13 protein-coding genes are annotated in these 14,978 nt (G+C 35.8%); 9 read left to right on the plus strand and 4 right to left on the minus strand.

Features of this window, described 5'->3' with window-relative positions:
* Positions 1 to 34 precede the first annotated feature (34 nt).
* Complete coding sequence (locus GOQ17_RS09225; protein WP_159637049.1) at positions 35 to 1,606, plus strand: ADP-ribosylglycohydrolase family protein; 1,572 nt, start codon at positions 35 to 37, stop codon at positions 1,604 to 1,606.
* Positions 1,607 to 1,668: 62 nt separating this feature from the next.
* On the opposite strand, the gene GOQ17_RS09230 is transcribed toward GOQ17_RS09225, so the two are convergent.
* The 3 genes from GOQ17_RS09230 to GOQ17_RS09240 are packed head-to-tail and all read right to left on the minus strand — an operon-like array spanning position 1,669 to position 3,812.
* Complete coding sequence (locus GOQ17_RS09230; RefSeq protein ID WP_159637050.1) at positions 1,669 to 2,091, minus strand: hotdog fold thioesterase; 423 nt, start codon at positions 2,089 to 2,091, stop codon at positions 1,669 to 1,671.
* A gap of 1 nt (position 2,092) precedes the next feature.
* On the minus strand, positions 2,093 to 2,605 hold the full coding sequence (locus tag GOQ17_RS09235; RefSeq protein ID WP_159637052.1) for a DinB family protein: 513 nt from the start codon (positions 2,603 to 2,605) through the stop codon (positions 2,093 to 2,095).
* Complete coding sequence (locus tag GOQ17_RS09240; protein WP_159637053.1) at positions 2,586 to 3,812, minus strand: sensor histidine kinase; 1,227 nt, start codon at positions 3,810 to 3,812, stop codon at positions 2,586 to 2,588. Before GOQ17_RS09240 ends, GOQ17_RS09235 begins: the two co-directional genes overlap by 20 nt.
* Before the next feature lie 114 nt (positions 3,813 to 3,926).
* On the opposite strand from GOQ17_RS09240, the gene gltX reads away from it, so the two are divergent.
* From gltX to GOQ17_RS09280, 8 genes are all read left to right on the plus strand, one after another.
* A complete protein-coding gene (gltX, locus tag GOQ17_RS09245; RefSeq protein WP_159637054.1) occupies positions 3,927 to 5,447 on the plus strand; it encodes a glutamate--tRNA ligase in 1,521 nt (506 codons plus the stop codon).
* Positions 5,448 to 5,554: 107 nt separating this feature from the next.
* Positions 5,555 to 7,660 (plus strand): ATP-dependent DNA helicase RecG, encoded by a 2,106-nt coding sequence (gene recG / locus GOQ17_RS09250; protein WP_159637055.1) that lies wholly within the window; start codon positions 5,555 to 5,557, stop codon positions 7,658 to 7,660.
* Positions 7,661 to 7,710: 50 nt separating this feature from the next.
* Positions 7,711 to 9,036, plus strand: a complete 1,326-nt coding sequence (locus GOQ17_RS09255) for a mechanosensitive ion channel family protein (RefSeq protein ID WP_201288595.1) — start codon at positions 7,711 to 7,713, stop codon at positions 9,034 to 9,036.
* A 146-nt stretch (positions 9,037 to 9,182) separates the two neighbouring features.
* Positions 9,183 to 10,376, plus strand: a complete 1,194-nt coding sequence (gene hflX / locus GOQ17_RS09260) for a GTPase HflX (protein ID WP_159637056.1) — start codon at positions 9,183 to 9,185, stop codon at positions 10,374 to 10,376.
* 2 nt (positions 10,377 to 10,378) lie between these two features.
* Positions 10,379 to 11,074, plus strand: coding sequence for a lipoyl(octanoyl) transferase LipB (gene lipB / locus GOQ17_RS09265; protein WP_159637057.1), 696 nt, complete (start codon positions 10,379 to 10,381; stop codon positions 11,072 to 11,074).
* A gap of 357 nt (positions 11,075 to 11,431) precedes the next feature.
* On the plus strand, positions 11,432 to 11,593 hold the full coding sequence (locus GOQ17_RS09270; protein ID WP_159637058.1) for a hypothetical protein: 162 nt from the start codon (positions 11,432 to 11,434) through the stop codon (positions 11,591 to 11,593).
* Positions 11,594 to 11,614: 21 nt separating this feature from the next.
* Positions 11,615 to 13,138, plus strand: coding sequence for a hypothetical protein (locus tag GOQ17_RS09275; RefSeq protein ID WP_159637059.1), 1,524 nt, complete (start codon positions 11,615 to 11,617; stop codon positions 13,136 to 13,138).
* Positions 13,139 to 13,257: 119 nt separating this feature from the next.
* Positions 13,258 to 14,157 carry an AraC family transcriptional regulator gene (locus GOQ17_RS09280; RefSeq protein WP_159637060.1) on the plus strand — a complete coding sequence of 300 codons (900 nt, stop codon included), beginning with the start codon at positions 13,258 to 13,260 and terminating at the stop codon, positions 14,155 to 14,157.
* Here the strand turns inward: GOQ17_RS09280 and GOQ17_RS09285 are convergent.
* Positions 14,096 to 14,902 carry an MBL fold metallo-hydrolase gene (locus GOQ17_RS09285; RefSeq protein WP_159637061.1) on the minus strand — a complete coding sequence of 269 codons (807 nt, stop codon included), beginning with the start codon at positions 14,900 to 14,902 and terminating at the stop codon, positions 14,096 to 14,098. The two genes, GOQ17_RS09280 and GOQ17_RS09285, sit on opposite strands and share 62 nt — an antisense overlap.
* Between the last annotated feature and the right edge of the window lie 76 nt (positions 14,903 to 14,978).

The following is a 14,978-nucleotide window of genomic DNA, read 5'->3' on the forward strand; positions in this document are numbered from 1 at the left end:
TAACTTAAAAAGTACTGAAAACACCTATTTAAATATGAAAAAATCAATAATTTATATTGGATTAGCTTTATTATCAGCGTCCTGTGCTGCTCCTAAAAATGAGCACATTACGATTAATAAAGAAGTGATGAATGATAAAGTAGCTGGTGCTTGGGCTGCTAAGATGATTGGCGTTATGTATGGAAGAGAAATGGAGTTCAAAGCTTTAGCAAAAACTTATGAAGATTCTATTCCATGGTATCCAGAATTGATTGAGAAGGCATTACTAGAAGATGATATTTACGGGCAATTAAGCTTCATGAATAGTCTTGAAAAGCATGGTAAGAATGCAACAACTAATCTATTAGCACAAGATTTTGCTAATGCGAGTTTTCCTTTGTGTCACGCCAATCTTCAAGCACGTAAAAATATCTTTGATGGTTTAACTCCCCCTTTTACAGGTGAACCAAGTAATAATATTCATGCGGATGATATCGATTTCCAGATAGAGTCAGATTTTATAGGGTTTATACATCCTGCTATGACGCAGTCTTCAAATGCAATGGCGGATAGTATTGGACGTATCATGGCTTATGGAGATGGTTTGTATGGAGGTATGTTTGTAGCTGCTATGCATAGTATTGCTTTTTATGAGAATGACATCCAGACAGTTATTAATAAGGCTTTGGAAGCTATTCCATCTGAAAGTACATACGCATTGTGTATTAAGGATGTAATTGATTCACACAAGAAATATCCAGATGATTGGAGAAAGACTTGGTCTGTTATTGAGGATAAGTGGGCAAAGCACGATGTTTGTGCGCCTTATCACGACTTTAATATTGATGCTAAGTTGAATGGTGCATATATCGTTATAGGTCTTTTGTATGGAAATAGTGATCTACAAAAAACAATGGAAATCGCCATAAGATGTGGTCAAGATACAGATTGTAATTCTGCGAATGCTGCCGCGGTTTTGGGTGTGATGCAAGGTTACGAAAAGCTTCCTGAAGAGTTCAAATCACATATTCCAAATATTGCTGATAAGCATTTTTTACATACACAATCTTCATTTAACACAGCTAAACAACAAACACTGAAATTTATTGAAGAAAATATAATTCGCCACGGTGGTAAAATTACGGAAGACAGTTATGTCATTAAACTTCAACAAGCCAAATTTAATGGTCAATTGGAGCAATCATTTCCTAACAGCAAGCTTTCGTATGAAATGAGAATGAAAGATGCTAAGCATTGGACTTTAACTGGAGATTGGAAAGATTTCGTATATGGTGATGGTGATCCTGATTTATACAAAGTTGCTCATTCACCTAAAGATGAATTGAATATAGAATTCGAAGGAACAGGAGTTTCTTTGTTAGGAAGTTGGAATGTTGATGGTGGAAAAGCGGATATCTATATTGATGGTAAACATGTAAAGCAAGTTGACACGTATTATCGCGAGGAGGCTGGTAAATATGATGTGAATCGTGCTTATTTATTTCATGATTTAAATCTTGCTCCAGGTAAACATACGTTGAAATTAGTGGTTTCAGAAAGTAAAAACCCTAAATCGAGCGGAAATAAAATTTATTTAGAAAGAGCTTTAGTATACCACTCTCATTAATTATTAAGTTTTATAGATTTTTAACCCCCATTTTCATACTGATAACGTACGGAAATGGGGTGTTATTTTTTTACAATTGCTACAGTCAATCGCGAAATACAAATAAGCCTTTTCTTGTCATCATGTATTTTGATATCCCAAACATGTGTTGTTCTACCGATATGAATAGGTTTGCATTCAGCTTCCGCGGTACTACCTAGTTTTCCAGGTCTAAGGTGATTCGCATTTATTTCCAATCCTACCGCATTGTGTGTTTCGGTGTTGATAATTAACGCTGAAGCGACACTTCCTAAGGATTCGGCTAATACCACAGATGCTCCACCATGCAGAATTCCATAAGGCTGTAATACTTTTTCTGTGATAGGCATGGCTGCTTTCAATGAATCTGCCGAAATAGCTGTTGCTTTTATCTCTAAGAATCCCGTCATATTTCTAGCAAACAATTCATTTATCTCATCAACAGAGTATTTTCTATTCCAAATCATATTAATTGTTTAAATATTTTTGGAGCAAAATAAATTTGTGGTGATTCAAGTGACCTGCTATCACGTATATAAATGCAAGGACACTAATCAGCCGATCGGAGGCCATACCTTTTCTAGCAAGTTCTGTTTCATTAAAGGTTTTAAATAGCGCAATATTGGCTTGTCGGAGGTGAATGAACTCTTCAATAATGCTATCTATTTCACGTTCATTATGCCGTCCGTTGATTACAAATTCATCTTGTTCAAATGACGCCAATGCGGTCATGTCATTACGTGCAAATCGTAGCGCACGATACGACATTACGCGTTCGGTATCGATAATATGACAAAGTATTTCTTTCACCGTCCATTTGCCTTCAGCGTAGCTGAATAATTCTTTGTCTTTTGGGATTTGGCGGATAAATTCTGGAAATGTTTCGAGTTGAGCCACAAGCTCATCAAATACATCACCTTGTACATTTTCAATATAATCTTCGTAGATAGCTGGATAATCTTCAGACTTGAGTAGCTTCATAATTTAAATTACTTTTTAGTACTATTCTAAATGTGGTGCCTTTTCCGATTTCGGATTCTTTGACAAAAATATTTCCCTTATGATAACGCACCATCCTTTTGGTCAAACTCAATCCTAATCCCCATCCGCGTTGTCTTGTGGTGAATCCAGGTTGGAAAATAGCTTCAAAATTAGATTTTGGTATTCCTTTACCGGTATCACTAATGTCTATAAAAATTTCTTCTTTCGCAATATTTTCTTTAATTACAATGCTGATGTTTCCTTCTGTATCAATTGCGTTGACCGCGTTTTTCAAAAGGTTTTCGATGATCCAATCAAACAAGGGAACATTAAGTTTCGCTTCGAGGTGACTTTCACCAGTGAGTTGAAATGTAATCTTGTCACTAGTTCTAATCTTGAAATATTCTACAAAATTTTCGATCACTTCGTATACATTATGATTAGATAAGACAGGACGAGAGCCTATCTTGGAAAACCTATCTGCTACAATTTCTAATCGGGTGACATCTCGTTCCATCTCATTCACAACCTGATCATCCTCGGCATCAAACTTAATTTTAATCAATTCAATCCATCCCATTAATGATGAAATGGGGGTTCCTAATTGATGCGCAGCTTCTTTTGCCATTCCCACCCAAACTAGGTTTTGTTCTGATTTTCGTATGGAGTTGAATACATAATAGGCAATAATCAAGAAGATGGCGATAAGTGAAAGTTGTATGTATGGAAATATTCGAAGGTTGCGAAGGGCTTTAGACTCTTGATAATAAACCGACCATTTCTCCCCATTTTCTAACATTAGATGGATGGGAGCATGGGCGCGCTTCATTTTATTTAGCTCATTTTGAAAATATTGAGGGTCATAGTTTACATTCTTTTTGAGAGAATCTTCTAATTGAATGTTTGTTTTGGTAGAATCCAAATCGCGCCAAAAAATAATATTGTCTTGTTCGTCTGTAATAATCGCGGGTAGTGTTAGGCTATCCCGAACAGCATAAATGAAGCTGATAAACTCATCGTCTACATCAGGCATTGTCATAATACTACGTGTGCTCATTGCCCAAACTTCAGCTTTAGTGCGTTCTGATTTCGAAAGGCTTTTTACCAAGTAATCGCTATACAACAGTGATGCTATCCCAATTGTGGCAGCAAAAACTAGCAAAAGTACTTTCCACGTTTGTTTTGAATTGTATTGATAAGGATTCATTCCAGATTATAAACTATTACAAAATAAGTAATTTATTCAATAATTGAAGTTTATTTAAGAGGAACATTTGTGTTCTAATTCATTTATTAAATGAGAAATAAGTAATTTTGTGGCATGAGTTCACAACAAAAAGTTAGAGTGCGTTTCGCGCCGAGTCCTACAGGGGGATTGCATTTGGGTGGTGTAAGAACTGCCTTGTTCAATTATTTATTTGCTAGACATCACCAAGGTGAATTTATTTTAAGAATTGAAGATACAGATCAGACGCGTTTTGTGGCTGGTGCTGAAGAATATATTAACGAATGTTTGGCGTGGTGCGGTATTTCGCCAGATGAGAGCCCAGAAAAACCAGGCGCATTTGGACCATACCGCCAAAGTGAGAGAAAGCCCTCATATCGCCAGTATGCTGAACAATTAGTGGCCAATGGCTATGCATATTATGCTTTCGACACAGCGGAAGAACTGGATCAACAACGTCAATTACATCCAAACTTTAGATATTCGCATGAGAATAGATTAAGCTTACGAAATTCATTGAGCTTGTCAGCAGAAGAAACTAAAGCATTGTTGGAATCTGGAGCACCTCATACCATTCGCATCAAAATGCCGGAAGAAGAAATGGTGTCTTTTGATGATATGATACGTGGTCGCGTTTCTTTTGAAACAAAATTAATTGACGACAAGGTATTGTTAAAAGCTGATGGAATGCCAACTTATCATTTGGCTGTAGTGGTTGACGATAAAGCTATGGAAATTACGCATATCTTCCGTGGTGAAGAGTGGTTACCATCAGCTCCAGTACATTTGCTATTGTGGGAATACTTAGGTTGGAAAGCACACGAGCCAAAATGGGCGCATTTACCGTTGATATTAAAGCCTGACGGAAATGGTAAATTGAGTAAACGGGATGGCGATCGTTTAGGATTCCCAGTCTATGCAATGAACTGGACTGATCCTAAAACAGGTGATTTGACAAAAGGCTTTCGTGAATTAGGTTTCTTGCCAGAAGCATTCGTAAATATGCTTGGTGTATTGGGGTGGAATGATGGTACAGAACAAGAATTATTCTCTATTGAAGAATTAATAGCAAAATTCTCTGTTGATCGAATTAGCAAAAGCGGGGCAAAATTTGATTTTGAAAAAGCTAAGTGGTTCAACCACGAGTGGATCAAGAAAACGGATAATGCAGCGCTTCTCCCTCAAATCAAAGAAGTGTTAGCGCAACATAATATTACTAATGTTGATGACGCATACATTAATAAAGTATTAACAGCGGTTAAAGAGAGATTGACTTATCTTTCTGATTTTTGGGAACAGACATCATTCTTTTTTGAAGAGCCAACGCAATATGATATTGATGCTGTAAAGCCGAAATGGAGTGAAGATAAAACGGCATTTTTTGAGAATATAATTGCTGAATTTGAAAACCAATCGGAGTGGACAGCTGCTGCTTTAGAACCATTCTTCAAAGGCAAAGTAGCAGAGTCAGGAATGAAAATAGGTGAACTGATGATGCCTTATCGTATTATGTTGGTAGGTGGTAAATTTGGGCCGGATGTCTTCTTAATTACAGAATTATTAGGAAAAGAACAAGTAGTTTCTAGAGTAAAGAAAGCTTTGGAATTATTTAAATAGTATTTATTTTGTGTAACTAAATGCAAAAAGCCATTCTTCTGAATGGCTTTTATTATGCTTTATAAATTTTCCCTTTAATAATTTTTGTATTTTAGCCATTCTTAGGAATGGCTGATTTATCTGTAATTACTCCCATCGAATACCTCAAAGGTGTAGGCCCACAAAAGGCCGATGTACTCAAAAAAGAGTTACAGATATTCACTATTGGCGATCTATTGCAATATTATCCTTTTCGCTATATTGACCGTACAAAATTCCACAAGATTCGTCAATTGCATCCTGATTTGATTGGTGCGCAGGTTTTGGGTCGATTGGTTCAACTGAAAGAAGTTGGTGAAAAAAGAGCAAAGCGCCTTGTCGGTGTTTTCAAAGACGACACAGGCTCGATGGAATTGGTTTGGTTTCAGAGTGTTTCCTTTTTACAGAAAAGCTTAAAAGTTGGGGCTGCTTATATTATCTATGGGAAACCTACAGAATTTAACGGACAGATATCAATTACACATCCCGAAATCGAATTGTATAATGTGCAAGAGAAGAAAATCGGTAATCTAACGATGCAACCGGTGTATTCTTCGACAGAAAAATTGAAGAAATTCAATCTCGACACAAAAGGAATTCAGCGACTGCAACAAACCGCACTTGAAACTACATTCAGAAGTTTCAGAGAAACATTGCCAGAATATTTGGTTAACACACACAATTTGCTTGCCTACCCAAAAGCTCTGCTTTCCATTCATTTTCCACAAAATGTGGACGACCTCAATGCTGCAATTCGGCGAATGAAATTTGAAGAATTATTCTTTATTCAACTTCGATTATTACGCAACAAACAACTAAATACGCAAAAATATAAAGGCCATCGATTCGATAAAGTCGGCGAAAAATTTAATACTTTTTTCAATACCAGATTACCATTCCCTTTGACGAATGCACAGAAACGTGTAGTCAAAGAAATCCGTATTGATACCAATACAGGCGCGCAAATGAACCGTTTGGTGCAAGGTGATGTTGGTTCGGGAAAGACTGTTGTCGCGCTGATGAGTATGTTGATTGCAATTGATAACGGCTATCAGGCTTGTATGATGGCACCAACAGAAATCTTAGCTACCCAACATTACAATGGATTAAAGGAATTATTAGGTGAAGGTATTTGCAATATCAAATTGCTTACGGGATCGACTTCTACGAAAGAACGTCGTATCATCCACCAAGAGTTGGAAGAAGGCACATTAGATATTCTGATCGGTACACATGCCTTGATTGAAGATAAAGTGAAATTCAAGAATATAGGTTTTGTAGTAATTGATGAGCAGCATCGTTTTGGGGTGGAGCAACGTGCTAAATTGTGGCGTAAGAATGTTATTCCTCCTCATATGTTGGTCATGACAGCCACGCCAATTCCACGAACTTTGGCGATGACGCTCTACGGGGATTTGGATATTTCTATTATTGACGAATTGCCAGCGGGTCGTAAACCGATTAAAACTGTTCATTTTTTCGAAAATCAAAGATTGCGTGTTTTTGGTTTTATGCGCGAAGAAATCGCTAAAGGCAGACAGGTCTACATCGTTTATCCATTGATAAAAGAAAGTGAAAAGCTTGATTTATTAAATCTGGAAGCAGGTTTAGAAAGTTTGCAAAAGGAATTTCCGCTGCCGCAATACAAGATCAGTATTGTACACGGTAAAATGCCAGTGAAGGATAAAGATTTTGAGATGCAACGATTCGTAAAAGGAGAAACGCAGATTATGGTCGCTACGACAGTAATTGAAGTTGGGGTGAATGTTCCAAATGCCTCGGTCATGGTGATTGAAAATTCCGAAAGATTTGGTTTATCACAATTGCACCAATTGCGTGGTCGTGTAGGTCGTGGCGCTGAACAGTCGTTTTGTATTTTGATGACAGGTAATAAGTTGAGCAAAGAAGGTCGAACGCGATTGGAAACCATGGTGCGTACGAATGATGGTTTTGAAATTGCCGAAGTGGACTTAGAATTACGTGGTCCAGGTGATATTTCTGGCACGCAACAATCAGGCGTATTAGACATGAAAATTGCTGATTTGGCTAAAGACCAAAAAATCTTAGCAGAAGCTCGAAATTCTGTTATTATAATCTTCAAAACTGACCCTAATCTGGCCCTTCCAGAAAATCAAATATTGCTAAATTATCTCAATCAGCGAAACTCTGGAATCTCTTGGGATAAGATTTCCTGACATTAGCGTTTCAATTCCAAAGCAGGTATTTCTGTATATTTGCAATACTTATGGAAAACCCGGATTTAACGAATATTGCGTCCGAGCAAATTAGTGATTTGTACCAAGAAATTTATAATACACTCGTTTATCTTGGTGGCACGAGCAAATTAACGCACATATTGACAACAATTACTTTATTATTAAGTGTTGTTATCATTTTGCTCATTACAGATTTTATTTTCAGAAAAGTTCTAAAAACTTTATTCATAAAAATTATCAGTAGCTCAAAGACAATTTGGGATGACAAATTGCTGGAAAATAAAGTTTTAGATGACTTCAGTCATTTGGTATTAATTATCATAGCGCAGCAAACTGTTCCGCATTTATTTGTCGGCTTTAATTCATTTCGAGAAATTCTAATAAAAGCATTAAGCGTAATTGTTGTCATAGCTGTTTACAAGCTTTCTAATGCCTTATTAAAAACGTTAAGGGATATTCTAAAAACCTCCAAAGCATTTTTCGACAAGCCTCTTGATAGCTATTTACAAGTAATTCAGATTTTCTTGATATTTGTTGTATTCACCGTTTCATTTTCTATCATTACAGGCAATTCACCGTGGTCATTTTTGGTTTCTTTGGGTGCAGCTTCAGCTATTTTGATGTTGGTTTTCAAAGACACGATTTTGGGTTTCGTAGCGAGTATTCAAGTTTCTGCCAATGATTCTGTGCGTGTGGGCGACTGGATTGAAATGCAAAAATATGGTGCTGATGGCAGTGTGGTACAGATAAATTTGAATAATGTGAAAGTTCAAAACTTCGACAAAACCATCGTCACACTTCCTACTCATGCTTTACTGAGCGACTCCTTCAAAAATTACCGAGGTATGCAACAATCGGGTGGCAGAAGAATTAAGCGTGCAATTTTCATCAAGATATCTTCCATTCGCTATTTGAATTCTAATGAAATTGAAGAGCTAAAGAAAATTCATCTGCTAAAAGATTTTATAGCTACTCGCGAGGAAGAAATCGCGACCTATAATGCATTACATGAGGTAGATGAGAGCGTAAAAGTCAATGGACGTAGAATGACGAATATTGGTCTTTTTAGAGCATATATCCAAGCTTATTTAAGGAATAACAAGAATATCCACAAGGAATATCCGTTGATGGTACGTCATCTGGCGCCTACAGAACATGGTTTGCCTCTAGAGGTTTATGCATTTACTCAAGGAACAGAGTGGCTGTATTTTGAAGGCGTAATGGCAGATTTGTTTGACCATATATTTGCTGCTATCAAATATTTTCATTTGGAGATATTTGAACTTCCAGCTTCGGATGATTTAAGGGTTAGAGCAATGCAACTACCAAATTTCGATAAACATATTAGCAACTAAGTTGTTAATATTTAAGATTTATTACGGCAAGGAATAGCAACTACAGTTTTATTTTTTGCCATCTAAAAAACTATCTTTGTTTATCATATGTTAGGACAAGACCGAAATTTTAGTTCATTGTTCTAATATTAGTTTAAAAAATATTTATGTCGAAAAGATTCAAATTAGTAGATACAGCACCGAAGAAAGAAACAGCAATATTAGTGTCGGTCATTACACCTGATGTATCTGACCAAATGGCTCAAGATTACTTAACAGAATTAGAGTTTTTGGTGCAAACAGCAGGTGCTGAAACCGTAAAAGTTTTCACACAAAAACTGCAAAAACCAGAACACGCTACTTTTGTGGGAACAGGAAAATTAGAAGAAATACGAGAGTACGCTGAAGCGGAAGAAGTGGATATGGTCATTTTTGATGATGAATTAACACCTTCACAACTACGTAATATTGAGCGTGAATTGAAGCGCAAAATATTAGACCGTTCGAGTTTAATTTTGGATATTTTCGCGAGTCACGCACAGACAGCGCAGGCAAAAACCCAAGTCGAGCTAGCGCAATTGCAATATTTATACCCAAGATTAACTCGTATGTGGACACACTTGGAACGTCAGCGTGGAGGTATCGGTATGCGCGGTCCGGGTGAATCGCAGATTGAGACGGATAGACGTATCATTTTGGATAAGATTTCCTTGCTAAAAGAGAAACTGAAAACCATCGATAAACAAAATGCAACCCAACGCAAAAATCGTGGTGACATGATTCGTGTAGCTTTGGTAGGTTATACTAACGTTGGGAAATCAACCATATTGAATATGATTTCAAAAGCGGAGGTTTATATCGAAAACAAACTTTTTGCTACATTAGATACCACAGTTAGAAAAGTAGTCATTGATAACCTTCCTTTTTTACTTTCTGACACTGTAGGTTTTATCCGCAAATTACCGCATCATTTAGTGGAATCTTTCAAATCGACATTGGATGAAGTGCGTGAAGCTGATGTTTTGATTCATGTGGTGGACATTTCACACCCGAATTTTGAAGACCATATTATCGCAGTGAATGAGACGTTGAAAGATATTAATGCTTTAGACAAACCTGTAATAACGGTTTTTAATAAGATAGATGCGTTTAAACCAGCTGTCGAAGTCGACGAAAATGGTGAAGAAATCAAAGTTACTTTAAATGACTTCAAGAATTCATGGATGGCTAAAAATTCAGACCCTGCCATTTTCTTATCGGCAACGAATAAAACCAACATCGAAGAATTCAAAGAAAAGCTTTACGAGATAATTTCTAAAATGCATAATGCACGTTATCCGTATAATAATTTGTTGTATTAATAATGAACAAAAAAGTACAATTTATAGATTGGGGATTGGTGGATTACCAAGAGGCGTGGGATAGACAAGAGCAGGTATTTGCCGAAACTTTAGCTATAAAACAAGATAATAGAACAAATAATTTAGAAAATCCGACTCCGAATTATTTAATCTTCACGGAACATCCGCATGTATACACCTTAGGGAAAAGTGGTCATGAAGAATATTTGCTATTGGATGAAGAAGGATTAAAAGAAAAAGAAGCGAAATTTTACAAAATTAACCGTGGAGGTGATATTACGTATCATGGCCCTGGACAGATTGTAGGATATCCTATTTTGGATTTGGATAATTTTTTCACAGATATTCATCTTTATCTGCGAACTTTGGAAGAAGCTATTATCTTAACTTTAGCCGATTATGGCATTAAAGCGGGAAGATATGAGGGTTTTACTGGCGTATGGCTGGATGCAGAAAACGACAAAGCACGCAAAATTTGTGCGATGGGAGTGCGTGCTTCACGCTGGGTAACCATGCATGGATTTGCTTTTAATGTGAATGCAGATTTGAATTATTTCGGAAATATTATTCCTTGCGGGATTGATGATAAAGACGTCACCTCGATGGAGCGCGAACTCGGTAGAAAACTCAATATGGATGAAGTGAAAGAAAAGCTAAAGAATCATATAGCCAACCTATTTCACATGGAACTTGTGTGACCTAATTTCATCTTAAAAAATTCTAAATACTTGTAATTTTCTAATTCACTCTATATTCTTTGGTACTTTATGAATTAATAAATTTAGATATTTAATCTCCTCGAAAGCTAGTTGTTTAACTAACTTAATGTGTTTTGTTGTGATTTACTTATTGATTAGAATAATTAGATGAACGCAATTTAACCATTTTTTAGCCCTTATTCACCATTTTGTTATCTTAAAAATGGCTATTTTTGCGCCTACATTTACTATAAGAGGTAATATTACCATCAAATAAAGATGGCGTTATTAGAGCAAAATTATTCTAAAAAACAGTTGTCGTGCGATCTAATTTTATTTAATAATACATCACTTATCATGAAAAAGTATTTAAAACCAGAAATCTTAGTGGAATATGTAGAAATAGAAGAAAGTATATCTACAGGGTCTAATCAAATAGACGTAAAATTTGTTCCAGAAGATACTAATCTTCTGAATGAATGGGAGACTTCTGAGATTTACGAAAATGTGGAATGGTAATTTCAAAAAATAACTATTAAAATGCTGAAAAATATATTTGTGATTTTGCTCTTAATTGGAGTAATGTCATGTCAAAAGTCGACTGACATTTCATTGTCAAGTGAGGCAACAGTAAGTCTAGATCTGCAAGGAGCGACGAGGACTGAGGCGAATAATAAACGTTCAAGCCTAAATAATAAAACTTCATTGCAAGAATTTATTGTTCCTTTTGGTGATGATAAGATTGTTTCTGTGTTGATAAAGGAATCTGGTAAATCTGCAACGACGCCAAGAACAGTCACAAAAAGTAATTTAAAACTCACTTATGAAAAAGGGACACATTACCGTGTGTTAATTTTTGATGATGAATTCAATTTTTTAGAATCTAAAGATTTAATAAGTGGAACTAATCAGAATTCAATAAGGTTAAATGCAAAAGATATTTATAACATATTTATATACTCTTTAGGTGAAAAAAACTCTTTAGATCCGCTTGATGTTCAACAAGGAGTGAATTGGAACGAAATCACATTGCAATATGAAAATAATGAAGATTTTGCCTTTCAAATTTTCAAGAATATATCTTTTCAATCTGGCAATACAGATATGAAAATTGTTTTGAAACATGCTTTCACAAGTTTAAGTGCTACGATCAATACATCTTCTTCGGTGGGTGCTATTCAGAATGTTGGGGATGTGGTATTGCATAAAGCGTATAAAACAGCCTTATTCAACATAGGAGAATCAGTAAACTATCCTCTTAATTTGAAATTTACCCATGAGGAAGAGGCTACGAAATTAAATCCATTTATAATTAGTGGAAGTAACTTTGAGGCAAATTCGAATCCGCTTATTCTTTACACAAATGGTGAGATTGACCATAATTTGACTTTCAAATCATTAACTATTAATGGTATTACTAAAACTGATTTGCAGATTCAAGGCCTTTTATTAGAGCCAGGCATAGCATATCAATTGGATATTACTATTAAAAGTTTTACAGCTGAGCCAGGTTTTGAATATGAGAATATAGGGATAGGGTGGGCTCCAGGAAACTTAGCTTACCGTAAATTATCGAATGGTGAGGTGGAATACTATTTTGTAGAACCTAATCAGACAGGTGATTATTGGTATTTCAATATGCTTGAACCTGCTAAAAATTATGATAGTGGGCAAGTGAAGAAAGAGGACATGCCAGAATATTCTATCGAGCGGGATCCATGCTCAAAAGTATCCGGTGGAAAATGGAGAACTCCTTCAACTGATGAATATCAAAACTTGATTGAACAAATTCCTAATTCTTCTACAAATTGGGAATTCAGGTACAATGGTGTTCACGGCGCATTCTTTGGCTCAAAAGATCTAAGAGCGATGTCACAAAATCCCTCATCATATTTGTTTTTCCCTGCATTAGGAGATAACTCTCAAAAATACTGGATGTGGGAATCTGAAACAGCTTCAAATGCGAAGAGTATACAATTCAGTGGATACAACCCAATTACCGCACAGTTTTTTTCGGAGGAAAAAACTAAAGAGATGCAAATAAGGTGTATTAGGTATCTATAGGAATATCTTATTAAGCGCAATTTTTAATAAAATTGCGCTTATTTTTTATGTATTCATTTATTGCTAATTTAGGGATTAGTAGGTGTCATAGCGCATCAGTATAATGCTCTTAAAAATATATGAATACAACAACTAAGATTAAAGAGTATATTTACTCTACTCCAGCTAGCTATGAACATAAAATCTCCATTCGGAGAATTGAAGATTTTATTTCGGAAAAAGCCGCTATTATTGGAGTTCCCCATGCTATCAAATTTTTTGCATTAATTATAATTTTGGAGGGAGATGCAGCACATCAAATGGATCAGCATATCTTAAAGTTGGGCCCCAAAGATGTAACCATCCTAATACCAGAGCAAATACATTTTTTCAAAGAATATACAGATGTAAAAGGATATATAATAAGCTTTACAGACACTTTTTTGTATGAAACTAAAAATATGTTCAACTTTCATCAAAATTTTGAAATAATCTTCAAATTTAAGGAACATGAGAAAGTGACATTGTCCGATGATTCATTTGAGACAATGAAAAAACTTTGCTGCCTATTATGGTCCGAAATTTACCAACCTTTCCATGTCAATACTGCATTAATATTGGAAAATTTGTTTACAATATGTGTGCACACTATTGATAAACAGCTCAATAGTGTAGGGGAGGTGCCATTTATGGATAAGCATCGTGAACTATGTATTCGTTTTAAAATAATGGTTTTAAGAAATAATAATGTAAAAAATAATGTTCAGTTTTATGCAAATGAACTTGGAGTTTCAATAAAATCATTGCAAGAATCGATGCGCATAAGTTTCGGAGAGACCCCAAAGCAATTCATCAAGAAAGCCCTGTTGTTGAGAGCAAAACAACTTTTACAAAATCCAGCAATCATGGTCAAAGAAGTTGCTTTTCAATTGGGTTATAGTGATCCTACAAACTTTGCTAAATTTTTCAAGAAGGAAACTAGTATTCGTGCGGAAGAGTATAGAAAGCTGGATTACGATCATGACAAATTTTTACCGTAAAAATGGGAGTTTCTTCCGTGCGTGTAGCTATGGAAAAATCAATATCTTGACAATGTGGTCTGAATAAGGAATCAACCAACTCCACGGTGTTATTCTCTCCTGACAGGTGTCCCAAAATCAGATGCTTTAATCGTGGCGAACGATTCTCAAGTAGCAATTCCAATGCTGTAGCATTCGAAATATGTCCCCACCCACTTCGAATTCTATTTTTTAGAAAATATGAATATCGGCCATTTTGTAACATTTCTTCATCAAAATTGCTCTCCAACAATAATACATCCGAATGCTGAATCACATGTTTCACATTATCGCATCCTCGACCTAAATCCGTCATTATACTAACATTGAAGTCCCCATCTGTTACTACGAAACTACAGGGCTCTTTGGCGTCATGATATTTTGGAATACCCATTACCGTGAGGTCACCTATTTGCACTCGCTCATCCGGCAGAATGAAATTGATTAGGTGCTCTGGCATATGCAGTTTCGACCCTTCATAACTCCCTTGTGTGATATAAACTGGAATCTGAAAACGCTTGCTGAAAACCGAAAGACCGCGTATATGATCGGTATGTTCGTGCGTGATAAAAATTGCTTTAATGCTAGTGGGATCAATACCCAAACGTTCCATACGTATAAGCACATGCTTGGTATTGATGCCTATATCAATTAATACAGCATCGTCACCTTTGGCAACATAATAACAATTCCCATTAGATCCAGAAGCAATCGAGCAGTATTTCATATCGGCAACAAAGGTAAAGAAAAAGCTCTTGTCAATTATGGACAAGAGCTTCTATATTTTTTATAAGAAATGAAAA

Source organism: Sphingobacterium composti, assembly GCF_009829075.1.
Classification (GTDB): Bacteria; Bacteroidota; Bacteroidia; order Sphingobacteriales; family Sphingobacteriaceae; genus Sphingobacterium; species Sphingobacterium composti.